Source organism: Lysinibacillus sp. NPDC093210, assembly GCF_044753985.1.
In the GTDB taxonomy this organism is placed as follows: domain Bacteria; phylum Bacillota; class Bacilli; order Bacillales_A; family Planococcaceae; genus Lysinibacillus.
In genome coordinates, this window is the sequence record NZ_JBIVOE010000001.1 from 738,335 (window position 1) to 762,645 (window position 24,311).

The following is a 24,311-nucleotide window of genomic DNA, read 5'->3' on the forward strand; positions in this document are numbered from 1 at the left end:
TTTTTTGTTACTGCATAGTTTGTTTATTTGCACCTACAGGTATCGGTAAAAAATTTGTTAAATCAAAACCTTCCCAACTATCCTGTACGACGTTATCTAAGCGTAGCTTTTTATCAAAGCTTGAAGCTGTCAGCATCATGGCCTCTATTAATTGCGTTGCCCGCACAGCATCCATTGTCATCAAATCCAGAGGTGCGTCAAATGTGATGACAACACCCCCCTCTTCTTCTTTCACTGTGTACGTTACATTTTCAGGGATGACGGGTACATATATATCATCTTTTTTATCACGCATGGCAATAAGTGCCTCTGTAACAGTAGGGTATGTTTGGTGGAAGTCGGGCGATAAATATTCAGTCCCATTTTCTTCTGTATATAAATAATAGTTGTAATGATTATCTTTCGTTAACTGCATAGGCTCACTTGGCTCACCAACCTGCGAAAATTCATAAGGAGTACCATCTGCATTTTTTACCGATATCGCTTTATATTCAGAGTCGGAAAAAGTATCTTTTAATGAACTTAAATATTTTGTTACGGAAGCTGAAGCTACATCGTAATCATTTTTTTTAGGTAAGACATGAACTAGCGTCTCACCCTCTTCTTTTAACTCACCTTTGTATGGATGATAATTAGCAAAACCAAGCGCTTCCTCATCAATTTGTGGTGCGTATTTTTCATACATTTGTAGAGTTGTCGGCTTTTGCTTTCCAAAATCAGCCGATAATTTCTCGTTCGGGATTATATAGGTCATTGGTATGCTATCAGCATTGCCACCTGGTAAGCCGATTTTAAATACTACTGCATCTGCTAAATCGTCTTCGTAAACGGATGTCCGAAGTGATAGCATTCGTGCATGTTCGGCACCGATATTCGCTTTCATCACACCATCTGCATTTTCACTTTCTTGAATAGCTCGATCCTCTTGCATCGTAGAAAAATTTTCAGGAGGGGCGTTTGCTTCATCCTTAACTGGATTATTATTTGATAAAAACACGTACCCTACTATTGATAGTACAAAAACAGCTGCAATACTACTAAGAATAGGTAACTTACTCTTTTTACGCTGTTTCATTGGCTTGATGCTTTCATTCTCGTGAGTAGCAAAAGACTGCTCTTGCTCTTCAAGCACTTTTGAATCTGTTGGTTGTTGCATTGCTTCTTGAAGATGTATATTATCTTGCAGACGTGCATCTGCAAGCAATCGTTTCAACACTTCTTCTTTCGAACGGTCATCAGTCAGCTTCGGGGCATTCTTCAACATTTGTTCTAGTTGTTCATCGTCGTCAAATTGTTTATGAGTCATTGCCTTTTCGCCTCCTGTTCCCTAACCTGTTGTAGCTGTTGCCTTAAAAACTTAATGGCTCGATGTTGCGTCGTCTTAACCTTTGCTTCTGTCCAATCAAGTATCTGCGCTGTTTCAGCAATCGATAAATCTTGGAAAAAGCGCATAATAATAACCATTTTTTGATCCCCTGTACAATTTTCAAGTGCAGACTCTATTTGCATTAATTCATCACTGGCCTGTAGCATATCTTCCGGTGATGGTGTGGTTGAATGTAGTTGTTCCGTTTCCCAGTCAAAAAAATCGAGCGAATGTTTTTTGCGCACTGCCTGCTTTCTAAAATGATCTATTGCGACATTTTTAGCAATAGCAAAAAGCCATGTTTTTTCACTGCTATTTCCTGCGAATTGTTCATACGATCGCAGAACACGAACGTACACCTCATGTGATAGATCCTCAGCAAGTGTACGATTTTTTACTAGATAAATAAGAAACTGGAACACGTCTTGATGGTATGAATCGTATAATCGATGGAACACGGAGTCATTCAAAGCACTCCACCCCCGTTCTCATAGTATTTGTCGTCTAACGCTCGCACAAGTTACATCTTAATTATGATTTACTCAAAATTTTGCTAAGTGCCAATATCTGCACTAAAACTACATGCTATCAGCTTACAGGCATTGGCATTAAGTCATCTAAAATGCTAGCCGCCTGTAGCCTTTATTTATGACTTTTCAAATCAATGGGCTTCTAACGGACAAAGTTAGTCGAAGGGTAAATAGAAAGTAAAGGTTGTTCCTTCTTTTAATACACTATCGACCATAATGTTTCCGGAATGCGCCTTTACAATGTTTCGAGCAATAGCAAGCCCTAAACCAGTTCCCCCTTTAGAACGTGTACGCGCTTTATCTGCCTTATAAAAACGCTCAAAAACATATGGTAAATCTTCCTGTGGTATACCATGTCCTGTATCCTGAACAGAGATTTTAGCAAATGTCGGCTCCTTCTCTACTTTTACAAAGACAGAACCTTCATCTGTATGACGCAGTGCATTATCAACTAAATTCGTTAACACTTGTTCAATACGATCCTCATCCATGCTTATTACCGTATCTTCATCAAACTCACTATTAAAAAGGAGCTGAACATGCTTCTCTTTTGCTACTTGCGCAAATTTTTGGGTAATGCGCTCAAATGTTGCATTAATCGGTACTTCATCTTTGTATAATGTCATATGTCCAGATTCCATGCGTGCTAAATCTAATAAATCTGTAACTAAACGTCCCATACGCTTTGATTCATCATAAATAATTTTAGTAATCTCATTGCGTTCTTCTTGATCTTGTATAAAATCATCATCCATTAGCGCTTCTGAGTAGCCCTGAAGCATTGAAATAGGTGTCCGTAGTTCATGTGATACATTGGCAATAAAGTCTGAGCGAAGCTTTTCTAGACGATGCTGTTCTGTCATATCACGGATAACAGCAACAGCTCCTCGTATCAATTCCCCACTATAGAGCGGGCTAATCGTAAATGTATAATAATTTCCATCCATCTCTATTTCTTCTTCCAGCTTATCTTCAAACATTAGTACATGATCTAGCATATGATATAGCTCAGGTGGAATAGGCTTGGCACTTTGCGAGCCTTTGTTGACAAACCATTTTTGCATTAATCGTTCCGCAGGTGGATTGCTGAGTAAAATAGTACGATCCCGATTAAACGTGATAACAGCGTCAGTCATAGAAGTTAAAATATTGGATAATTGCTCATTTTCTTGATTGATTACCTCTAAATTGTGCTTTAACTGGCGCCCCATTTGATTGAATGCAACCGCAAGCTGTCCAATTTCATCGTTCTGCGTTGTCGGCATTTTTGCCTCGAAATTCCCTTTTGCAATTTCAAAGGCTAGCTCGCGCATTTTTCGTAGTGGTGAAGTAATACGTGATGAAAGGAAAAATGCAAAGAATGTCGTTAACACAAAGGCAATGAATGCCGCTAAAAAGACAATTTTCGTTGTCTCTTTGGACGTTTTATGTAACGCATCTGGACTTTGGTAAATAAAGACCGCTCCATGCACTTCATTTTCCACGTTTAGCGGGAAACCTAATACGACATATGATTCCATTTTTTCTTTATCGGTAGAGGATGGCATCATCATTTCCTTAATAATAGGATCATCTGATTTGAAAACTTCATGGAATGCTTTATTTGCTAAAATAGCGCCTTGAATTTCTTTTTTATTAACGCCTTCTTGCATTGCAAATGTTACTTCTAGATGATTGATGGCGATAAGCGCATTGGTACCATCCGGTAAAATATCTGTTAATAGTTGCGATGTCGATTCTGCTGTTTCATTGTCATCCACTATACTCGCTATTGTTGCAGCCGTTTGACGCAATGAAATCTCAGCTTGCTGCATATGATAGTTTTGAAGAAATTCGAGCATTAAAACCGTGAAAACAAATAATACAAATGAAACGAGAAGCAATATGGTTACCCATAGCTTCCCGACAACACTGTTCCATATTCTATTCATTGACAACCTCAAATTTGTAGCCAACGCCCCAAACAGTGACAATCATTTTTGCAGCGTTTTCTGATACACGATTAAGCTTCTCACGTAATCGCTTAACATGTGTATCTACTGTACGTAGATCCCCAAAGAAATCGTAATGCCAAACCTCTTTTAGTAATTGTTCACGGTCAAATACTTTGTCTGGAGATTTTGCAAGGAAATACAATAATTCATACTCTTTCGGTGTTAAATTTACTTCTATTCCCTCTGCAGTTACACGGTGTGCATCATGGTCAATCATCAAGTGTTGGAATACCACTAAATCTTTCGATGAAGATGCATTTGTTGTAGGTGAAAATGCTTGTGAGCGGCGTAAAATGGCTTTTACACGTAGCACTACCTCGCGTGGACTAAAAGGCTTAACAATATAATCATCTGCCCCAAGCTCGAAGCCTTGTACACGGTTTGCTTCCTCACCTTTTGCAGTTAATAAAATAATTGGAGTTGCAGCACGTTCTCTAATTTCTGCACAAACTTCTAGCCCATCTTTTTCAGGCATCATAATATCTAGTAAAATACAGTGATACTCTTTTTCTAAAGATTTTTCGATCGCTTCTTCACCATTCTCTGCTTCGTCGACTTGGTACCCTTCGCGCTCCAAATACATTTTTAATAAGCGGCGAATACGATCCTCATCGTCTACTACTAATACTGAAATATTCTCTGACACTTTCACGATCCCTCTCTTCCAAACTTTCTCTACCCTCTATTGTACATGGTACACAACGTCTTGAAAAGAAAAGAAAGCCCTTTCGCCGCAGCGAAAAGGCTTTTCGTTTCCCATTGTTACGCGTAGGAGTGTAAACCTGCAAGAATTAAGTTAACAGCTATTAGGTTAAATAAAATAATACCAAAACCAATTAGTGCTAACCAAGCAGATTTTTCACCTTCCCAGCCCTTAGATAGACGTAGATGTAGGAATGCTGCATAGAATAACCATGTAATAAGGGCCCATACTTCTTTCGGGTCCCATCCCCAGAAACGACTCCACGCAAGTTGTGCCCAAATCATCGCAAAGATGAGTGCACCTAACGTGAAAACAGGGAAACCAATAATAACAGATCGATAACCAATTTCATCTAATAATTGCAGATTTACACGTTTAACAAGCGGCTGGAATAATGCGCTAATTCGACGACGTGCAATAAGACGAATTAATAAGTATAGTAATGACCCTACTAGTAATGACCAAACAACTGTTGTTAATTTTTTCGCATTAATGAGTGCAGGCATTTCTACTAATGGAGACATGCCATGTTCCTCAACTGCCTCATAATCGTGCATGCCAAAAATCGGTGGCAAATTATAAGTAATTTGACGAGATACACCTTCTTTATCAAGATACGTGTATTTTGATTCGTAACCCATAGCACTAAATGTAGATGAAACGACAACAAAGCCAATTACAACAACTAAACAGTACATAACGGCTTCAAGCCAGAAACGTTGCTTAGAAGGCTTCTTTAAATCAACAACTTTTAATAAGTAAATTAAACCTGCAACTGCACTAATTGCTAAAATAGATTGACCCATTGCAGCTGTTATAACGTGAATTGTTAACCAATAACTTTGTAATGAAGGTACTAATGGACTTACTTCGCTCGGGAACATCGACGCATATGCAATAATTAAAAGCGCTACAGGTAACGCTACAAATCCTAATGCTGTCAGACGATAAATAAAGTAGATTAAAATGAATGCTGCAACGATAAACATCCCGAAAGCAGTTGTAAATTCAAACATATTACTTACAGGAGCGTGCCCTGTATGAATCCAACGTGTAATAAAATAACCAAGTTGTGCAAGAAAACCTACAATCGTTACTGTAATAGCAAGTTTACCCCATTTATCGGTATTTTTTCCCGAAGCATTGGATTGTTTAATCGCACCGCCAAATAATAAGGTTGCTACTAGATAGGCTACAAATGCAACAAATAATAGATTCCCACTTAAGTTAATCAAACTCATAAGGTGTTGTCACCTTCCTTTTTATTATTGCCAAGGCTTGTGGACTTTTCGTCCTCTTCTGCCGTATCTAACTGGTCATTATATTGTGGTAGACCAGCAAATGCAGTCACGGCATCTAAATCTTTTTTCATGCTAAACATATTTTTGTTTACGTGGGCAGCCATCAGTAATTTACCATCTGGCTCTACTTGTAACCAAAGACGACGGTGATTCCAATATGAACCAATCGCAACGCCAATCATGAAAATAATACCACCAACAAATAAAATAGGGATTGTACGGTCTTTACGTATCGTAAAGCCTGACATATCTCGTGTTTCCACACTTGCAAATTTCATTTTGTATTGATTTTCGCCTAGCGGCTCTAGTGTTTGTTTAATAGCAACAAAGCTTGTTTCACCCTCTGGTGTTTCTGGTGTCGTCATTTTAAATAGAAATGCTGGATTATTAGGAACGGACGTCGCAGTTTGCGGTACACCATTTTCAAAACCAGAGAAGTCTGGCGTGTAGACAAGTAGTTTAACAGATGTACCATTTCCTAAATCATAGTCCTTTTTAGGGTTTGTTAAATCGATTTCTACTTTACCAAGTGATTGCTCGGTTGTTTTATTTACTAGTTCAAAATTCATTTGCTTCAATTCATTTAGACGATAATCCATTTGATATAATGCGTAGCCTTCTTCTTTTAACGGATGGTTAACTCGAATTGAATAATCTCTAACCTTTTCTAGATTATCCGTATCACCAGCAATTGCATCTTCAGGCTGTTTGTATAACGTAACATTAGTTTGGAAGTTTTTCGCAACAACGTTCACGCCTTGTTTCAGCTGTTCACCTTGTGGTGTATTATCATGTGTTTCTAAAATAAATTCATGATTTTCAATAAAATAACCTTCCATGCCAGTTATTGCACGCGTTTCACCTTCACGTACCCATATCGATTCATCGACATAAAAACCAGGAACTAAACGCAACATAACCCCTGCTAAAAAGATAATGAGGCCTACATGATTTATGTACGGACCGTAACGAGCGAAACGCCCTTTTTCTGCTAACAAAGCACTTCCATCTCGACGAACATTATATTTCATCTCAGTCATTTTCTTTTCAACTTTATTAAGCATCTCTTCAGGACTTTCAGTTACTTGTCCTTCCGCAACAATACGTTGGCGCTTCATAAAGCTTTCATGGCGCTTTACTCGTTGATTTTTCAATGATTTATAAAGTGGTATACCACGGTCAAGACTTGCAACAATAATCGATACCGCAAGCATCCCAACTAATATTTGGAACCACCAAGAGCTATATAAATCTGAAAGACCTAATGTATAATAAATTTTCCCTACAACACCATAAACATCCTCGTAATATGCTCCTTTTTCAATGTCAGAAGCTTTTACGTAAAACTCTTGCGGTAATAAAGTTCCGATTGAAGCTGCTATTAATGTGATAATAATTAAAGCGATTCCAACTTTAACACTAGAGAAAAAATTCCAAATTTTATCGACAATTGTTTTGTTATACGTTTTTGAACGAATAGCCGTACCATCATAGCGCATATCGACAACTTTATTTTGTTTTTCTTCTTCGGTTAAAGGACGACCACATTTCTCACAGAGCTTCGTGCCAAACGGATTACTATGTCCACAAGCACAAATGATATTCTCCATCGTCAATTACCCCTCATTTTGGCTTTATTAATTCCATGTAAGAAGCGATATTCGCCTCTGTCATTTCTCCAGTCGTAATCTTAACTACCTTACCATCTGGATCAATTAAAACAGTTGCAGGTAAATTCCCAACATTATAGGCAGTCATAACACTTTTTGTTTTGTCAATTACTACAGGAAATGTAAGATCGTACTTATCGACAAAATTTTGTACTTCAAAATCTGTTTGTGCAATATTGACAGCCAATGTTTGAACTCCTAGGTCTTTAAAGACTTGATACTGGCTGTTCATTGCTGGCATTTCCTTCTCACATGGCTTACACCAAGTTCCCCAGAAATTCAAAAATACCCCCTGCCCTCTATAATCAGACAGTTTGTGTTTCTCTCCATTTAAATCTACTAACGTGAAGTTCGGTGCCTCAGAGCCAACTGCTACTAACTCTACCTTATCCTTTGTCGCTGTCCCGTAAACAGTGTACCCTATGGCAAGCGCCAAAATAACTAAAATAATGGTACGGGTTACAAGACGTTTTTTCTTTTTCTCCAAGTTAATAAACCCCCTACTCAAATACGCCTCGAGGTAATTATGTCGATATTTCGCATACGTACATGAAACATCTGTTATATCTCCCCGAGACTTACTTTGTTCAGCGTCTGCTGGATAAATTTAAAACTGGTGTACTATTCTCACCTATTATAGCAAAATGATACAAATTAACTTAGTTATTAATTATGAATGATTTATGAACGTTTTCACACGAGGAAAGTGAAAAACTCATTATACGTATAACGGTATGTTCACCTTCCATCACTAATGTCAGTCTAGCCGAGTTGTCCCGTTTCAGCTAACACACGCAATTGCTTGACTTCATGTTTCGACAATTCACGGTATTCTCCTGGTGTTAGGCCATATAAATCTAAAAACGCAAAACGTTCACGTTTCAGTTTAACTACTGGTGTACCGATTGCCTCAAACATACGACGTACTTGGCGATTGCGTCCTTCGTGAATAGTAATTTCACAAATCGCCTTGCCCGCTTGCTCATCAAAAGAAGTCATACTCACTTTTGCTGGTGCTGTTTTGCCATCTTCTAGTTTAATACCACGTTGTAGCTTTTTTAGACCCTCAATTGTAGGTATACCTTTTACTCGCGCAATGTACGTTTTATCAATTTTAAATTTCGGATGCGTCAACATATAAGAAAACTCTCCATCATTTGTCAGTAATAATAATCCAGATGTATCATAATCTAGACGACCCACAGGGAAAATACGTTGCGGAATATGCTTAAATAAATCTGTGACAGTTTTGCGTCCTTTATCATCTGTTACAGCAGAAATTGTTCCACGGGGTTTATAAAGTAAGTAGTAGACTTTATCTTCTTTCTCAAGTTTGACACCTTCTACTTCAATTGTATCCGAGTTGGAAACTTTTGTTCCTAGCTCACGTACAACAACACCGTTTACCTTTACTTTACCTTCTACAATCAATTGCTCTGCTTTACGCCTTGAAGCGACACCTGCATAAGCAATAACTTTTTGTAATCTTTCCATTCTTTCACCTCTAGTTAAAAATGTAACCTTTTTAAGGTTATTTTTCCCGTCAATCTGTGAAAATTATGTCATACTTTTGTGTAATATAAAAGAGAAACTAATTTTGTACTAGTAATACGATAATTCTAAATAGTGTATTATTTGCTAGTTTATCGATTATTTAACTTTGCGTAACATAAAGATTTATCGATGTTTGCTATTTATTTCTAATATAGACCAATCAACAAAATGCAAATCGCATTTAGTAAAGATATTTTATAAAGTGCCAGGCACCCAAACAATTCTGAATTTTCACAGCACTATCAATTAGGGCTACCCAAGTAAAAATCCACGTAGACTTTTGCGAGAACGCACGCAAACAGGGGTTTTGGCTTACGATGTCCGTGCGGAAAGTGTAGTGAATTTTTACGACTTAGGAAGTTCATTCGAAGTGTCAGGCACTCAAACAATTTCTCCGTATTTTATAACCTAATTAAAAAAGCTGCCCTCTTTAGGCAGCTTTTTTAATTATTCATTTTCACTATATACATTTTCGATTGTAATACCATTTTTACTTAATTCATAATTAATAAAGGCCTTCGCTATTGCTAACTTCGCCGTTAAAGATTGTTCGATTGTTGAACCATCGTTCAATGTGAAAATAAGCTTATCTGGTTTAGTAACGCCATCTTTCTCCACATTGGTTTGTTCAACCTTAACAATCTCTTCCCAGCTTGTCGAGTCTTCTTGCAAACTAAAAAAATTATTCGTATGTAATCCTTTTTCATCAATAATTTGATAATGATTGATACATAAAAATAAAATCGCAAGAACGAGCAGCCATGATGTACCAACAATTGTTCGTTGGACATTTCTCCCCTTTTTTGTAGTGGGAGTAATCAATAAATTTATTAATAAAATTATTGCCATCGCAATTAAAACAAACATCAATATAATATAGGCTTTAAAAATGGTCTCAAAAAGGTAATATTCGTGCGGTCGGTAAAGAAGCTCTTGAATGGGAAATAGCAAAATAAATGGTGCTGTAAAGCTTGAAAGAAATAAAATAATGATAATAGCGATTTGAGTTTGCTTACGGTTATTTTCACTAGTAGCCATAATAGTATACCTCCTAATGCTTCCATATTATAACTCTCATTATTTTACACCATTTACAATAAATATAAAATAGTTTCTAGTAAACAATACTCCATATTATTCATTATAAAAAATCAGCGCATCGCTTTTAACGATCCGCTGATTCTACTTTAACAGGCGTTGCATAAATACGCTCTTCCCCAATAAATATCGAAAGTACGGCTTCCTTTCTTTTTCTGGACACTTGAAGTACTTGCCTAACTGTCTTTTTTTCTTCTTTGTTTAATTGCAATTGAATTGGTTGCTCTAAACGGATAGCTAATTTATCGTTGACATTGTATTTCCCCTTTTTCACAACAGTCTCCAAATTATAATTTTGCCAAACCTCATTTGCTAACCCTCGATGGATATTCCAGTCATCCGATTCATTTAAAGTGACAACAATACATGTTTGCCCATCTTTATGAAAAGCAGTTGCCAATGTTCTTCCAGCAACCTTTGTAAAACCTGTCTTTCCAGCAAAAGCAGTACCCGTTGCTGATTTTAACGAACTTACAGGTTGCTCCGTTTCATCATCTACATCCGCTGCGACTCCTGAGCCTTCTCGTAATAAGCGGTGTTTATTTTCCCATAGCATGCCGTTTTCTGTATTGGCACGATAAAGGACAGTAGATGCTATTTTTTCAAAGGTTTTATTTTGGAGCGCTAATCTCAGCATCTCAGCTGTATCTCTTGCAGAAGATAAATGCTCGTCATGATGCAAGCCAGACGGGTTCATAAAAACTGTATTTGTGAGTCCAGCAATAACAGCTCGTTCATTCATTAATTTGACAAAGCCTTCCACTGAACCGCCTGCATGTTCAGCTAATGCAGTTGCAGCATCATTGCCAGATCGGAGCATTAAGCCATAGAGCAAGGTTTCAACTGTTACTGTCTCACCAGCTTGCAAATAGATCGACGAACCTTCAGCCATTGCAGCCCTTGGAGAAATTACTACTTCATCTTGAAGATCACTGTTTTCAATAGCGACGAGAGCTGTCCAAATTTTTGTTAAGCTCGCAATTGGGAGCCTTGCATCACTATTAGTACCTGATAACACGCGACCTGTGTCGCCGTCTAACACAACATATCCGCTTCCGCCTCTTGCTAAACCATTTTGTGGAAAAACTAAAATTCCAACTACTATCATGAACAACATTACTCGTAGTAACCGTAGCAACAAGCCACTCCTTATTATAAGTGATAGATAAGTATAACTATTAAACTAAAAAGGAAAGCGACTAGCACATTTCCTCCATTACTTAACGCCGTTAAAAGTTTCTTGGAATTTGGTCATAAATAAATCCGTTTCTTGCTCTGTATCTCCATTTTCCTCCTCAGGTAATGGAGGCATTTCTTCAATACTATTTAAACCAAAGTAATTTAAGAACTCTTTTGTTGTGCCATATAAAATAGCACGTCCAGTTCCCTCTGAACGGCCAACCTCTTTCACTAGCCCTCTGGAAGCGAGTGTTTGCAGTGGACGTTCACATTTTACGCCTCGTAAATCTTCAATTGCCACCCTTGTAATAGGTTGTTTATAGGCCACTATTGCCAATACTTCTAAGGATGCCTGAGACAATGATTGTGCAGTTGGATTCTCCACTAATTTTTGAATCGTATCTGCAAGCTCTGGCTTTGTAATTAACTGGTAAACACCAGCCATTTCTTTAATTGTAATTCCTCTATTTTCATCATCGTCAAATGCTGTACGTAATGCATCCATAGCTTGTGCAACAACTTCTTCTGCGTCACCAAGTAAGTGTGCTAATTGCTTAATCGTTAAGCCATCATCTCCCACAACAAATAATAAAGCTTCAATTCTACTTTGTAGGATCATTGTTTTCGTCATCATCCCATTCCTCCTTCTGTAATGTGACCGTTAGTTCTTCAAAATTACCGTCTTGCTCTACAATGACAATCTGACGTTTCATCAGTTCAAGCAGTGATAGAAACGTTAAAATCAGTGTTGGTTTATCTTCATAGGGAAAAAGCTCGAAAAATGATGCACGTCCACCTGTGGAACGTAAGGAATTCACAACAGAACGCATTTGATCTTTAACTGAGCGTTCCTGCCTCGTGATAGTTGTTTTCAATGGCTTTTTTAATTTTTTTCTGCGCATCAGCTTTTGGAAGGCACCAAGCATATCATATATATTGACATTCATATCGAACAACGCCATTTGCTCATCTGATGCCAATCCCGATAAATCTGTAGGTGGTCTTGTAAACACCTGCGCTCTATCTGATTCAAGCTCCTGTAGGTTGCCTGCCGCTTCTTTATATTTTTTATACTCTATTAAACGTTGTACCAGTTCCTCACGAGGGTCAGGTCCATCGACTTCAATTTCCGCATCCTCTAGCTCTCCTTCATGAATCGGTAAGAGCATACGACTTTTAATGGCTAAGAGTGTAGCAGCCATCACTAAATACTCACTCGCCTCATTTAATTCCAGTACCTGCATCGCATGGATATGATCTATATATTGTTGCGTAATTTCAGCCATTGGAATATCATAGATATCAATTTCCAATCTGTGAATTAAGTGTAATAATAAATCAAGAGGTCCTGAAAAGGCTTCTAATTTTACTTCATAAGACATTATTTTACCACCCTGATATTCAATGTTCTTTTAGTATAGTGGAAAGGAGTCCAAAATGCATCCACAGCACCATACTTTATTTATTGATTACTGTGCCTATTTCAATGGCAATGGGGATTTTTTTGAATGCCATGAAGTACTCGAGGAATATTGGAAGGACATCGCGCCTGGCAATAAAAATCATCCTCTTGTAGGTTATGTTCAATTAGCAACAGGTTTATATCATTGGCGTCGCGGCAACGCAACAGGTGCTTTCAAAATCCTACATAAAGCACTCAATAATTTTCAACTCAATAAAGGAAATGTGTTTTTTCATGAAATAGACTACACAATTCTTATCACACAATTAACCGAAACGCTAAACAATATTCAAATGGGCAATTCCTTTCAAGCGTTTCAATTACCGCTAATGCCCGCTTTACATGATTTAGTGACGGCTCGCATACTACTTTTACCGGAAAGTAGCTCTGATTATCTTCTTCATAAACATATGCTCCGTGATCGCTCACATATTCTTGCTGAACGACAAGAAAGCAAACAAAGAAAAAGCAGACGTTAATTTTCGTCTGCTTTTTCTTCATTACATTGTATACATTTTTGAACAAATTCACGCGTTTCATCCGTTGCACGCACATGTTCGTATTGGCCAAGTTCTGCTACTTCTTGTAGCATTTCCTTTGCCACACCTTCACCTCTATAAGATGGAACTACAGACACGTGCTGAATAGTTGCTGTGTTATTGTCTACTACAAGCCCGACGATACCAACATACTCATCGTTCTTTTTCCATAAATATAATACCCAATTCTCATCATTTTCATAGGATTGGATTGTCTCTGTGAGCTTTTTAATGTCTTTTTCGTTAGGCATAAACGAGAGTAGCCCCATCGCTATTTTCTCGAAAGCTTTTTTATATCGAATTAACATATTTGTCTATTCCCTCTTTTTCTAGCTGTACATAATCTTTGACTATCCTACACGATTTGTACTATTACCGCAAGCCAATTTCTGTCTTACGAACCAGGGCCGAGAATACCTTTTGATGCTAACACCCAATAGACAACGCCCCACAATAAAATAAAAGTCGTCATGGACGCTAATAATACCCATTTATTTTTTCTCAAATTCATTCACCCTTTTTTAACGTTAACGGGAGATCATTTTGTACAATATCTTCATAACTTTCACGTTTAATGGCTAATTGGTGCTGTCCATTTTCTACAAATACCACTGCTGGACGTGGTACACGATTGTAGTTGCTCGCCATCGAATAGCCATATGCCCCTGTACAGAAGATTGCTAGTACATCACCTGAAGCTGCTTCTTGTAATTTTGCATCGATAATCAATTTATCGCCCGATTCACAAAGTTTTCCAGCTACAGTGTACGTTTCTTCTTTTGGTGCATTGGCTTTACTCGCAATGACCGCCTCGTATTTCGCATCGTAAAGTGCAGGACGAATATTATCACTCATTCCACCATCAACTGCAATGTAGTTCCGTACATCTGGTACTGTTTTTTGAGAACCTATTGTATAAAGTGATGTTCCTGCATCGCCAACCAGTGAACGACCTGGTTCAATCCAGATTTCTGGCATCGTTAGCCCAAGTACCGTTGCTTTATTTTTCACAACTGTAATCATATCCTCAACATATACTTGTGGCTCAAGCGGTGCGTCTTCTTCTGTATAGCGAATACCAAAGCCCCCACCTAAGTTTAACACAGTGCACGTAAAACCGTGAGTCTTGTTCCAGTTAGAAATCTTGTCGATTAATTTTTCTCCCGCTAAACCAAAGCCAGCTGTATCAAAAATTTGAGAGCCTATATGGCAATGTAAGCCCAAAAGCTGTAAGTATTCATGTTTAAATGTTTGCTCGAATGCTTCATCTGCTTGGCCATTGTTTAAGTCAAAGCCAAATTTAGAATCAGCTTGCCCTGTCGTAATGAAATCATGTGTATGTGCCTCAACACCTGGTGTGACACGTAACAAAATACGCATGTTTTGCTGACGGCGCTCTGAAATTTCTTTTAAAAGCTTAATTTCATAGAAGTTATCTACTACAATACAACCAATTTTTGAGTCAAAGGCTAGCTCTAATTCGGCAATACTTTTATTATTGCCATGGAAGTGAATGCGCTCTGCAGGGAATCCAGCTTTTAATGCTGTAAATAGCTCCCCTCCAGAGACAACATCCAATGATAGATTTTCCTCTGCTGCTAATTGATACACCGCTACACATGCAAATGCTTTTGAAGCATAAGCTACTTCTGCCTTTACACCTAGTTTTTTAAATGTATCGATAAAGCTGCGTGCACGCTTACGAATAAGCGCTGTATCGTACACAAAAAGTGGTGTACCGTATACTTTTGCAAGCTCTAATGTGTCTACTTGTCCTATTGTTAAATGTCCATCTTCAGAAATCGCTTGTGTTCCATATAAATGCATTTGCATCTCTCCCTTTTCACGTCTCCATTTTGTGACATTGCACCTCGTGGTGTATCCAAAAACTTAGTTTTTGAAATCATCCTATCGAGGTATTATCTTTTACTAGCATGTAAGTGGCTCTTTGTTCATACCATTTAGGCATGCTAACAAAAATAATTTTTGCAAAAATCACAAAATACTATAGGTGAACTTTATCACATGAAAAAAGTGAGTGCAACGGCTCCTATGATCTTTTTCGCTGTTTGGAATCGACGACAAAAGGTCTTAATGCATCCGACGTCATTGGGAAACGGATAATTACCCGAAGCATCGCTGTTGGGAAAAATGGTACGAGCGGCCATAAATACGGCGCTTGTAACGGACGTAATGAACATAAATACGTAAATAATATAAATACCCCAATGAATAATCCATCCGCCCCCCAAATACCTGTCATAAGGAGCAAGAAAATTCTAAAGAGCTTAATGGAAATACTTAGCTCATAAGATGGAATAATAAATGTAAATATCGCTCCCACTGCTGTATATAACACAACTTCCGATGAGAAAACGCCAACATCAATCGCGATTTGTCCAATGATTACCCCTGCTACTAATCCCATGGCAGTGGACAATGGCGTAGGGGTATGAATGGCGGCCATCCTTAAAAATTCAATCCCTATATCAGCTATTAAAATTTGCAGTAATATTGGAATATGTGATTTTTCCTGACTACCTAAAAAGGACAAGGTATCAGGTAATAACGATTCGTTCGTTACAAACAAATACCATAATGGTAATAATAGTAAACCCATAATCGTTCCGAAATAACGCATAAAACGAACGAATGTCCCAACAATTGGCGCTTGTCTGTATTCTTCAGCATGCTGCAATAAATGAAAAATTGTAATAGGTACTAAAATAACAGAAGGTGAAGTATCCACCATGATGGCCACATGCCCCTCTAATAAATGAGCGGCGACAATGTCGGGTCGTTCTGTATAGCGCACAAATGGGATTGGGTGAAACTTTTGCTTAAAAAGCCATTCCTCTAGAGATTTATCCGCCATCGTCAAACCATCATGGTTAATTTGACCAAGACGCTGTCGCAATTTATCGAGCATTTCCTCATTTGCAATATCCTTCATAAACGCAATTGCGACATCGGTTTGACCGATTTTGGATATTTTATGTAGCTCGAAACGTAAATTACTGTTGCGAATGCGTCGACGCACTAAAGCTGTATTTTGCGAAATCCCTTCCGTAAAGCCATCCCTTGAACCACGTATTACCTTTTCATTATCAGGCTCTTCTGGTGATCGCCCTGGGTAATTTCGCAGCTCAGCAACATAACAGTAACCACTTTTAGTGACAAATGTTACTTGTCCACTTAAAATGGCGAGCAAATAGGCTTTACGCTCTGTTTCTTCAGAACGTCCATGAAAATTGAAAAGTGTTTCAAAATATTCTTTTTCATCGTCAATTTCGATGTCTTCTTCAGGTAACATACTAGATAGTAACTGAGTTAGGGCTTCCCCATCTACAAGTCCACTAATATATGCACAAAGAACCGGCAAATCTTTGACAAATAAATGCTTAATTCCAACGTCAAATGATTCGCCGTCCCCAAATTGCTCTTTAAGAAAATCTTCGGCTTCTTCTAAGCTGTTAAATAATTTATTTGTCATGGTGTCACCATTTTCTTAGATATCTTTTTCTACTCCATGTTCAACTGTGGCACTCGTGGCCATCCAGCTTTTTAACTGAGCTAAAATCTTTTTCTCTAAACGAGAAACTTGTACTTGTGAAATGCCAAGCCTGTTGGCAATTTCAGTTTGTGTACAGTCTGAAAAATATCGTAAATAAATAATGGATTGCTCTCTAGGGTCTAATCTTGTAAGCACTTCTTTGAGCGGAATATATTCAAATGGTTGCTCAGATTTTTCATCCTTCATTTGGTCCATTAACGTAATGGAATCCCCTTCACTTTCATACAATTGCTCATGTAAGGAAGCAGGATCCCTTAAAGCATCCGATGCAGTTACGATTTCTTCCGTCGTAACACCAAGTACTTGTGCTAAATCTTGAATGGTCGGTGGATGCTCATTGTTCTTAATAAATTCATCAGTAGCATGGCGTATTTTGAAGTTGAGCTCACGAATAGATCGGCTAACCTTCACCATGCCATCATCCCTTAAGAAGCGCTGTATTTCGCCGATAATCATCGGCACCGCATATGTGGAAAACTTCACATCATATGCTAGATCAAACTTATCTACAGATTTCATAAGCCCTATACAGCCAATTTGAAATAAATCTTCGAGCTCCACGCCCCTTGTAGTAAAGCGTTGGACGATGGACCATACAAGTCTCGTATTCCCCTCAATCATTCGTTTACGAGCTTCATGGTCGCCCTGTTGTGAACGCGCAATTAAATCACGCATTTCCTCCTGTGACAAAAGCTTATCGGACGACTGTTCTATCGGCTTCACGATAGCAACCTCACATTACCGCCGTGCGAACCGAGTAAAATTTTTTCGTAAACGTTACTGTTGTACCTTGTTGCCATTGAGACATTACTGTCAGCTGATCTGAAAAGCTATCCATAATTGTAAAGCCCATTCCAGAACGCTCCATTGCACTTTTCGTTGTAAACAAAGGTTCCATTGCTTGACTCACATCTGCAATACCAACCCCTTTATCCATTACAGACACGGTTACAATATCATCCTCACGCTTTGCATGAACTGTAACAACACCTTTGCCATCCTCTTCGTAACCGTGGATAATCGCATTGGAAACAGCTTCCGAGACAACTGTTTTAAATTCTGATAGCTCATCAATTGTTGGGTCTAATTGTGCGATAAAGCCCGTAATAGCCACACGTGCCAAAGCTTCATTTTCGCTAATTGCTAAAAAAGTTAATGTCATTTCGTTATCCATTTACAATCCCCCTAACTCGATCAATCGCTTCTTCCTCTGTTGCATCCATCATCCACGGACCTAAACCTGAAAATTGAAATACTTTTCGCATTGTCGGCGATGGATTCAATAAAATCGTTCTTCCAGCCACTGCCTCTAATTCACGCATTCGACCGAGCACAAGGCCTACACCAGAACTATCCATAAACGATAGTCGCTCAAAATTCCAAATGATGGTCGTTACAGCGCCTTGAAAAATTGCTGTAGAAATTTTAGCCCGAATTTGCTCTACTGCATGATGATCGAGCTCACCAAATAAACGTATAACCACTGTCTCTCTTGTTACCATTTCTAATTGAAAATGCATGAACATCGCCTCCTCCTCGTGCAATTCCACATTCCATCTGACAAATCCTTGCTGTTGACATAACTAGTGCCAAGTCCCTCGAAATAGTGTAAAATCGACATTCTTATTGCTTTTAGGTTAAGTGCAGTATGGGATAAAGAAGAAAGTTTTAAACGTGGTCTATATTTTTTGTAAGTGTAACTACGTAGGAGGCTTTTTTATGTAGTTATTTAGTAAAATAGTTGCTGAACAACAAAAAAAGTGCGAGATTGACCTCAGTCAATCTCGCACTTTTTGCGATGTCGTTGATGTACGCTACGACGTGCGCTTTCCACAGGCACACGTATGCCGCAGCCTTCGCTATCGTGTCGCCAGTTGCGTCTTACGATGCGTGCTTCCCACAGGAGTCATCGCCTTCGCTACCATCAACTAGTGTATTCTTCTAATTTTTATTTAAACAATTGTATAAGCTTGCTGTACTTTATCGACTGTTTCCTCATTGATTTCACTGTTTGAATACAGATAAGCAATCGTTTCCCCAGCTGTTACACGGTCACCTTTTTTCGCTACTAGTTGAATGCCCGCATCATAATCTAGTGCGGATTCCTTCGTTAAGCGACCTGCACCAAGACTAACGCTTGCTTCACCAATCATCAATGCATTAATAGACTCTACAACGCCTTCTGACGCTGCTGTTACAGCAATCTTATGAGCCGTATCATTTTGCACAATATCCGCTAAATCTCCGCCTTGTGCCACTATAAATTCCTCAAACTTAGCGACTGCTGAGCCGTCCTCTAACACTTTTTTAACTGCCGCTACTGCTGTTGTTTCATCCACTCCTGCTGCAATCTGATACATAAGTGAAGAAATAATGATGCACTCTTCAAGTAAATCAGCGTGTGTCTCTTCTAAGCGACCACTTAGTAAGGCATATGCCTCCACTACTTCAAGCTTATTACCAATCATTTTTCCTAGTGGATTATCCATATCACTAATATGTGCGACTACTTTACGTCCTAGTTTTTCACCAATCGCTGTCATTGCCTCAGCTAATTTTTTAGCTTCTTCTTTAGTTTTCATAAATGCGCCAGAGCCACATTTGACATCTAATACAATGCCATCTGCGCCACTCGCAATTTTTTTACTCATAATAGACGCAGCAATTAACGGAATAGAATCGACAGTACCCGTAACATCTCGCAATGCATACAGTTTTTTGTCTGCTGGCACGAGATTACCCGTTTGACCAGCTACTGCAATTTTATGTTTATTGACATTATCAATGAATTCTTGTGAAGACAGCTCTGTTTTTAAGCCTCGAATCGATTCTAATTTGTCAATTGTACCACCTGTAATACCTAGGCCTTTACCACTAAACTTCGCCACTGGAATGCCCAATGAAGCAATAATCGGTGTTACGATTAACGTTACTTTGTCACCGACACCACCTGTTGAATGCTTATCAATTTTAAAGCCTTCAATCGAAGTTAAATCAATGACATCTCCAGATTCAATCATAGCCTTCGTTAAATAAAAAGTTTCTTCATCTGTCATGCCAATTAAGCGAATGGCCATTAGCAAAGAGCTTGCCTGATAATCCGGAATAGAACCTGTTGTATAACCTTCAACAAAGTATTGAATTTCTGCCTGTGAAAGCTCCTTACCTTGTTTTTTCTTTTCAAATAGTTGCACCATATTCATGGAAAATTCCTCCTTATTTTAAATCTTTTAAGAAACTTTTACCGAATGGTGGTGCTTCTACATTGAAGTTTTCAGCCACAGTTGCGGCAATATCTGCAAAAGTCTCACGTAGAGCTAGCTCGCTACCACCTTTAAAACGTGGTGAATAGATAATTAGTGGTACGTATTCACGTGTATGATCTGTGCCAGGGAATGTCGGATCATTTCCGTGGTCAGCTGTAATCATAAGTAAGTCATCTTCTGTCATTGCCTCTAAAATTTCAGGAAGGCGTGCATCAAATTCTTGTAGTGCATTGCCATAGCCAAGTGGATCACGTCGATGTCCAAAATTCGCATCAAAATCTACTAAATTTAAGAAGCTTATCCCGTGGAAATCACGTCGTGCAACCTCTGCAAATTGATCCATACCGTCCATATTATTTTTTGTTCGAACTGCATCAGTAACACCTTCACCATTGAAAATATCAGAAATTTTACCGATAGCGATTACATCTAATCCTGCATCTTTTAATGAATTCATCGTTGTGCGACCAAATGGCTTTAACGCATAATCATGACGATTTGGCGTACGCGTAAAGTTACCTGGTGTACCAATAAATGGTCGTGCAATAACGCGCCCTACTAAGTACTCTGGCTGCAATGTTAACTCACGTGCAATTTCACAAATTTTATATAGCTCATCAAGTGGAATGATTTCTTCATGTGCAGCAATTTGTAATACAGGATCAGCAGATGTGTAGACAATGATTGCCCCTGTGTCCATATGTTCCTGCCCAAAATCATCAATAACTTGTGTGCCACTTGCTGGCTTATTACATAGTACTTTTCGACCTGTACGTTGTTCAAGTTCCTCAATAAGTTCAGCAGGGAATCCTTCTGGATACACTTTAAACGGTTTATCAATGTTAAGACCCATAATCTCCCAGTGACCTGTCATTGTGTCTTTCCCAACAGATGCTTCCTGCATTTTACCGAAGTATGCTTTTGGCGCATCTACTGCTTGCATTCCTTGAAGTGGCTCAATATTTGCTAAGCCAAACGATTCCATAACGGGCATTGTAAGCCCATTCATTTTTTCAGCGATATGGCCTAATGTATGTGCGCCTACATCTCCGAATTTAGCTGCGTCTGGTGCCTCACCAATCCCAACTGAATCCATTACAACGACATGGATTTTTTTAAATGGTTTATTCATAATTGTTGCCTCCTAATCTCACGACTCCATTTTACCAAAAACAAGCTAAAGGATAAAGGTCAGACATCCGACTAAGATAAATATTTATTCTTTTATACGGGAAAAGACTCTATCCATCACTTATTTTTTATGTTAAGCACGTGGATGGTACTGCTTATATACCTCAGAAAGTCTCGTTTTACTAATATGCGTATAAATTTGGGTTGTAGAAATATCTGCATGACCTAGCATCTCCTGCACTGCACGTAAATCAGCTCCATTTTCCACTAAATGGGTAGCAAAAGAATGACGTAAAGTATGCGGTGTAAGCTCATGCTGGATGCCTGCCTTTAATGCGTGCTCCTTCATTAATTTCCAACAACCTTGTCTAGTTAAACGTTTTCCACGTTGATTTATAAAAAATGCATCTGTTTTTGGATATTTCCCTTGTAATGTTCCTCTTGCGCCATCTAAATAAACACTTAAAGCAGAAAGAGCGCTTTTTCCTAGTGGAATGATGCGTTCCTTGCCTCCCTTTCCAAAAACACGTACAAAGCCCATTGTCAAATGAATATCAGCTAAATCAAGTGCAATCAGCTCACTAATACGCATACCAGAACCATATAGCAGCTCTAGCATCGCCACATCACGAATACCTTGTGGCTTACTGCGGTTCGGCGCTGTCAGTAAAGCTTCAATTTCTTCAATTGAAAGGATATTCGGAAGTTTTTGTTCAATCGTTGGCATTTCTAAATGGACTGTTGGATCTGATTCTGTTCGCTTTTCTCGAAGTAAAAATTGGTGGAAACTACGAATGGATGAAATATGGCGCGCAACAGTACGGCTTGTCTTCCCTTGCATACGTAGTTGCTCTAAATGACGTAATATCGTTGTCCGTTCAACATGGCGAAAATCAGTCATCCCTTCAGCTTCTTGCAAAAAATGTACATAGTTTTCTAAGTCTCGGCGATAGGATGCTAATGTATTAACGGATAATTGCCGCTCTACCTGGATAAAATGGATATAATCCTCTATTGCATATTGAAATTCATTCATCACAACGCCCCCTCACTGTCAATTATTCTCTATTTTAGCACGCCTATAAAAAAAGTGCGAAAGGGCTCACTTCAATTGAATTGACTAGTTTAATAGAAAAACCAAGCAAACGAATGAAAAAACAAAAAACTGCCTAATGCAATCTATACGTAAGATTTCATCAGACAGTTCTTTGTTATTGTTCTTCATTCGTTTCGTCGGTTTTATCATGACAACGCCAGCAAATACCGTGGAAAGTTAGTCGGTGATCTTTTATAATAAAGTTCCAACGTTTCTCAACAACGGCTTCCACATCCTCAAGTAAATCTTCTTGAATTTCATCTACAGCACCGCACTCGATACAAACTAGATGATGGTGGAAATGCGCAGCTCCTTCTTGGCGCAAATCATAGCGTGATACGCCATCGCCAAAGTTGATTTTGTCGACGATTTTAAGCTCTGTTAGTAATTCTAATGTTCTATAAACAGTAGCCAGACCAATTTCAGGTGCCTTATCTTTTACTAAAAGATAGACATCCTCTGCACTTAAGTGGTCCTCTTCGTGCTCTAGCAAAACAGCAACTGTTGCTTCTCGCTGCGGCGTCAGCTTATAACTAGCACTATGCAACTGTTTTTTGATACGATCAATACGGCTTTCCATGTGACGCCCCCCTAAACTCATTTCATTATACCAAAGGAGTAAATCCTATTACAAGATAGTGATTAGATTTCAAATGCATTTATGCTTTTAGCTGTTTCTTCACTTGAGTACATACGATATTACGATAAACTCAGCAACTATTATGATGAAAAAAGCGATAAAATTCAACAAAATTGTCCGTCCATTCATCTTTTTCCCGATTTTTCGCTTCGACCAGGCGGGTACAAGTAAATTACATAATACTAGCAACAATATACAATAGATAAGCTGAAATGGAAACCACCAAATCGTATATAGCCAAAACGCCTCAAGTTTTTGCAGTAAAAACACGGAGCTAAATCCAAAAAAAGTTGCGCGCATTGCGACGGTAACACGTACTAAAACTTTCAAGACACTATGTGTAGCAAGTAACAATATAATTCCGACTGAAGCGGCGACAGGAAGCACTAAACGAAAAATAGATTGCCTGTCCACATCTGCTAAACGAGGTTCTATAAATAAAATAAAAGGCTCTGCATTCGCCCCTCCAATAATATGAAAGCAGATGACGCCACAAACGAAGCTCACTGCAACAATTGATGCGTGATAAAATAGAGAAACCGTACGAGACATTAGCATGCTCCTTTTCTATCAAGGTTTGTACAGCTTATGCTCGTCCGCTTCTATTATGCTAAACTTTATTTATCTTGTTGCAATGCAAACCAAAGTACGGCGAACGCTGTCTTCGCGTCATATATACGCCCATCCGTGACCATCGCTTGTGCCTCTTCCAACGAAACTTCTAGTAATTCGACAAATTCATCTTCATCTAGTTCTGCTCTATTTTCAATCTGATATAAATCTGTCCCTACAAATAGATGAATCACTTCATCCGCAAAGCCTGGTGAAGTGGCAAAGGCTTGTAAATACTCGAATCGATGTGCACCATAGCCTGTCTCTTCTTCTAGTTCTCGGCGAGCCGTATGGATCGGTTCCTCACCTATTTCAAGTTTACCAGCAGGAATTTCTACAATAGAACGCTCAAGCGCTTTACGATATTGCTCAACCATAACGAGCTTGCCTTCGTTGGTAATGGCAATGATTGCAACTGCTCCTGGGTGCTTAATAATTTCACGCTTAGCCGACTTACCATTTGGTAATGTGACATCATCGACCTGTAACTTAACGATTTTCCCATCATAAATTGATGTCGTTTGTGTCGTTTTTTCTTCAAACTTTTTCATTGCCCATAACCTCGCTTGTTCTTCAGATATGTTCATTGTACCATT

General features: G+C 38.6%; 25 protein-coding genes. 1 reads left to right on the forward strand and 24 read right to left on the reverse strand.

The annotated features are described in order from the left end of the window. Positions 1 to 7: 7 nt before the first annotated feature. The 12 genes from ACIP9C_RS03680 to ACIP9C_RS03735 all read right to left on the reverse strand — a co-directional run bounded on the left by ACIP9C_RS03680 (position 8) and on the right by ACIP9C_RS03735 (position 12,777). The gene (locus ACIP9C_RS03680) at positions 8 to 1,306 is read right to left on the reverse strand and encodes an RNA polymerase subunit sigma (RefSeq protein WP_401008722.1); all 1,299 of its coding nucleotides are present in this window, start codon (positions 1,304 to 1,306) and stop codon (positions 8 to 10) included. Next, on the reverse strand, positions 1,303 to 1,836 hold the full coding sequence (sigX, locus tag ACIP9C_RS03685) for an RNA polymerase sigma factor SigX (protein WP_340825524.1): 534 nt from the start codon (positions 1,834 to 1,836) through the stop codon (positions 1,303 to 1,305). The genes ACIP9C_RS03680 and sigX overlap by 4 nt, the downstream gene beginning before the upstream one ends. A 215-nt stretch (positions 1,837 to 2,051) precedes the next feature. Then, positions 2,052 to 3,827, reverse strand: a complete 1,776-nt coding sequence (locus ACIP9C_RS03690; protein ID WP_401008724.1) for an ATP-binding protein — start codon at positions 3,825 to 3,827, stop codon at positions 2,052 to 2,054. Next, positions 3,820 to 4,536, reverse strand: coding sequence for a response regulator transcription factor (locus ACIP9C_RS03695; RefSeq protein WP_024361488.1), 717 nt, complete (start codon positions 4,534 to 4,536; stop codon positions 3,820 to 3,822). Before ACIP9C_RS03695 ends, ACIP9C_RS03690 begins: the two co-directional genes overlap by 8 nt. 116 nt (positions 4,537 to 4,652) lie before the next feature. Beyond that, the gene (ccsB, locus tag ACIP9C_RS03700; protein ID WP_401008727.1) at positions 4,653 to 5,834 is read right to left on the reverse strand and encodes a c-type cytochrome biogenesis protein CcsB; all 1,182 of its coding nucleotides are present in this window, start codon (positions 5,832 to 5,834) and stop codon (positions 4,653 to 4,655) included. Further along, a complete protein-coding gene (gene resB, locus ACIP9C_RS03705; protein WP_401008729.1) occupies positions 5,831 to 7,504 on the reverse strand; it encodes a cytochrome c biogenesis protein ResB in 1,674 nt (557 codons plus the stop codon). Before resB ends, ccsB begins: the two co-directional genes overlap by 4 nt. Before the next feature lie 13 nt (positions 7,505 to 7,517). Further along, positions 7,518 to 8,051, reverse strand: coding sequence for a thiol-disulfide oxidoreductase ResA (gene resA / locus ACIP9C_RS03710; RefSeq protein WP_401008731.1), 534 nt, complete (start codon positions 8,049 to 8,051; stop codon positions 7,518 to 7,520). Between the two features lie 275 nt (positions 8,052 to 8,326). Next, the gene (locus tag ACIP9C_RS03715) at positions 8,327 to 9,058 is read right to left on the reverse strand and encodes a pseudouridine synthase (protein ID WP_401008733.1); all 732 of its coding nucleotides are present in this window, start codon (positions 9,056 to 9,058) and stop codon (positions 8,327 to 8,329) included. Positions 9,059 to 9,565: 507 nt separating this feature from the next. After that, the gene (locus tag ACIP9C_RS03720) at positions 9,566 to 10,156 is read right to left on the reverse strand and encodes a hypothetical protein (RefSeq protein ID WP_401008734.1); all 591 of its coding nucleotides are present in this window, start codon (positions 10,154 to 10,156) and stop codon (positions 9,566 to 9,568) included. Between the two features lie 127 nt (positions 10,157 to 10,283). Beyond that, positions 10,284 to 11,354 (reverse strand): D-alanyl-D-alanine carboxypeptidase family protein, encoded by a 1,071-nt coding sequence (locus ACIP9C_RS03725; RefSeq protein WP_401008736.1) that lies wholly within the window; start codon positions 11,352 to 11,354, stop codon positions 10,284 to 10,286. A 78-nt stretch (positions 11,355 to 11,432) separates the two neighbouring features. Then, a complete protein-coding gene (scpB, locus tag ACIP9C_RS03730) occupies positions 11,433 to 12,026 on the reverse strand; it encodes an SMC-Scp complex subunit ScpB (protein ID WP_401009172.1) in 594 nt (197 codons plus the stop codon). Then, positions 11,998 to 12,777 (reverse strand): segregation/condensation protein A, encoded by a 780-nt coding sequence (locus tag ACIP9C_RS03735; RefSeq protein WP_401008738.1) that lies wholly within the window; start codon positions 12,775 to 12,777, stop codon positions 11,998 to 12,000. Before ACIP9C_RS03735 ends, scpB begins: the two co-directional genes overlap by 29 nt. A gap of 55 nt (positions 12,778 to 12,832) precedes the next feature. Here ACIP9C_RS03735 and ACIP9C_RS03740 point away from each other — a divergent pair, with 55 nt between their 5' ends. Continuing rightward, positions 12,833 to 13,336, forward strand: a complete 504-nt coding sequence (locus tag ACIP9C_RS03740) for a DUF309 domain-containing protein (protein ID WP_401008740.1) — start codon at positions 12,833 to 12,835, stop codon at positions 13,334 to 13,336. On the opposite strand, the gene ACIP9C_RS03745 is transcribed toward ACIP9C_RS03740, so the two are convergent. The 12 genes from ACIP9C_RS03745 to ACIP9C_RS03800 all read right to left on the reverse strand — a co-directional run bounded on the left by ACIP9C_RS03745 (position 13,333) and on the right by ACIP9C_RS03800 (position 24,266). After that, entirely contained in the window at positions 13,333 to 13,704 is a 372-nt protein-coding gene (locus ACIP9C_RS03745; protein WP_340825536.1) for a GNAT family N-acetyltransferase, read from the reverse strand. The genes ACIP9C_RS03740 and ACIP9C_RS03745 overlap by 4 nt on opposite strands. A 199-nt stretch (positions 13,705 to 13,903) precedes the next feature. Beyond that, the gene (lysA, locus tag ACIP9C_RS03750) at positions 13,904 to 15,223 is read right to left on the reverse strand and encodes a diaminopimelate decarboxylase (protein ID WP_340825537.1); all 1,320 of its coding nucleotides are present in this window, start codon (positions 15,221 to 15,223) and stop codon (positions 13,904 to 13,906) included. A 223-nt stretch (positions 15,224 to 15,446) separates the two neighbouring features. Continuing rightward, positions 15,447 to 16,889, reverse strand: a complete 1,443-nt coding sequence (locus ACIP9C_RS03755; protein ID WP_401008742.1) for a spore germination protein — start codon at positions 16,887 to 16,889, stop codon at positions 15,447 to 15,449. A 15-nt stretch (positions 16,890 to 16,904) separates the two neighbouring features. Next, the gene (locus ACIP9C_RS03760; protein WP_337981793.1) at positions 16,905 to 17,693 is read right to left on the reverse strand and encodes a SigF/SigG family RNA polymerase sporulation sigma factor; all 789 of its coding nucleotides are present in this window, start codon (positions 17,691 to 17,693) and stop codon (positions 16,905 to 16,907) included. Positions 17,694 to 17,703: 10 nt separating this feature from the next. Next, entirely contained in the window at positions 17,704 to 18,144 is a 441-nt protein-coding gene (gene spoIIAB, locus ACIP9C_RS03765) for an anti-sigma F factor (protein ID WP_173478263.1), read from the reverse strand. Continuing rightward, positions 18,137 to 18,490, reverse strand: coding sequence for an anti-sigma F factor antagonist (spoIIAA, locus tag ACIP9C_RS03770; protein ID WP_024361503.1), 354 nt, complete (start codon positions 18,488 to 18,490; stop codon positions 18,137 to 18,139). Before spoIIAA ends, spoIIAB begins: the two co-directional genes overlap by 8 nt. 432 nt (positions 18,491 to 18,922) lie before the next feature. Then, complete coding sequence (locus tag ACIP9C_RS03775) at positions 18,923 to 20,173, reverse strand: thymidine phosphorylase (protein WP_401008745.1); 1,251 nt, start codon at positions 20,171 to 20,173, stop codon at positions 18,923 to 18,925. 13 nt (positions 20,174 to 20,186) lie between these two features. Continuing rightward, positions 20,187 to 21,368, reverse strand: a complete 1,182-nt coding sequence (gene deoB, locus ACIP9C_RS03780; protein ID WP_401008747.1) for a phosphopentomutase — start codon at positions 21,366 to 21,368, stop codon at positions 20,187 to 20,189. 132 nt (positions 21,369 to 21,500) lie between these two features. Beyond that, positions 21,501 to 22,403: a site-specific tyrosine recombinase XerD gene (gene xerD, locus ACIP9C_RS03785; protein WP_340825542.1), complete on the reverse strand. Its 903-nt coding sequence runs from the start codon at positions 22,401 to 22,403 to the stop codon at positions 21,501 to 21,503. A gap of 175 nt (positions 22,404 to 22,578) precedes the next feature. After that, positions 22,579 to 23,043 carry a ferric iron uptake transcriptional regulator gene (gene fur, locus ACIP9C_RS03790; protein WP_340825543.1) on the reverse strand — a complete coding sequence of 155 codons (465 nt, stop codon included), beginning with the start codon at positions 23,041 to 23,043 and terminating at the stop codon, positions 22,579 to 22,581. 99 nt (positions 23,044 to 23,142) lie between these two features. Further along, positions 23,143 to 23,655: a hypothetical protein gene (locus ACIP9C_RS03795; RefSeq protein ID WP_401008750.1), complete on the reverse strand. Its 513-nt coding sequence runs from the start codon at positions 23,653 to 23,655 to the stop codon at positions 23,143 to 23,145. A gap of 65 nt (positions 23,656 to 23,720) precedes the next feature. Then, positions 23,721 to 24,266 carry an NUDIX domain-containing protein gene (locus ACIP9C_RS03800; RefSeq protein ID WP_401008752.1) on the reverse strand — a complete coding sequence of 182 codons (546 nt, stop codon included), beginning with the start codon at positions 24,264 to 24,266 and terminating at the stop codon, positions 23,721 to 23,723. Positions 24,267 to 24,311 lie beyond the last annotated feature (45 nt).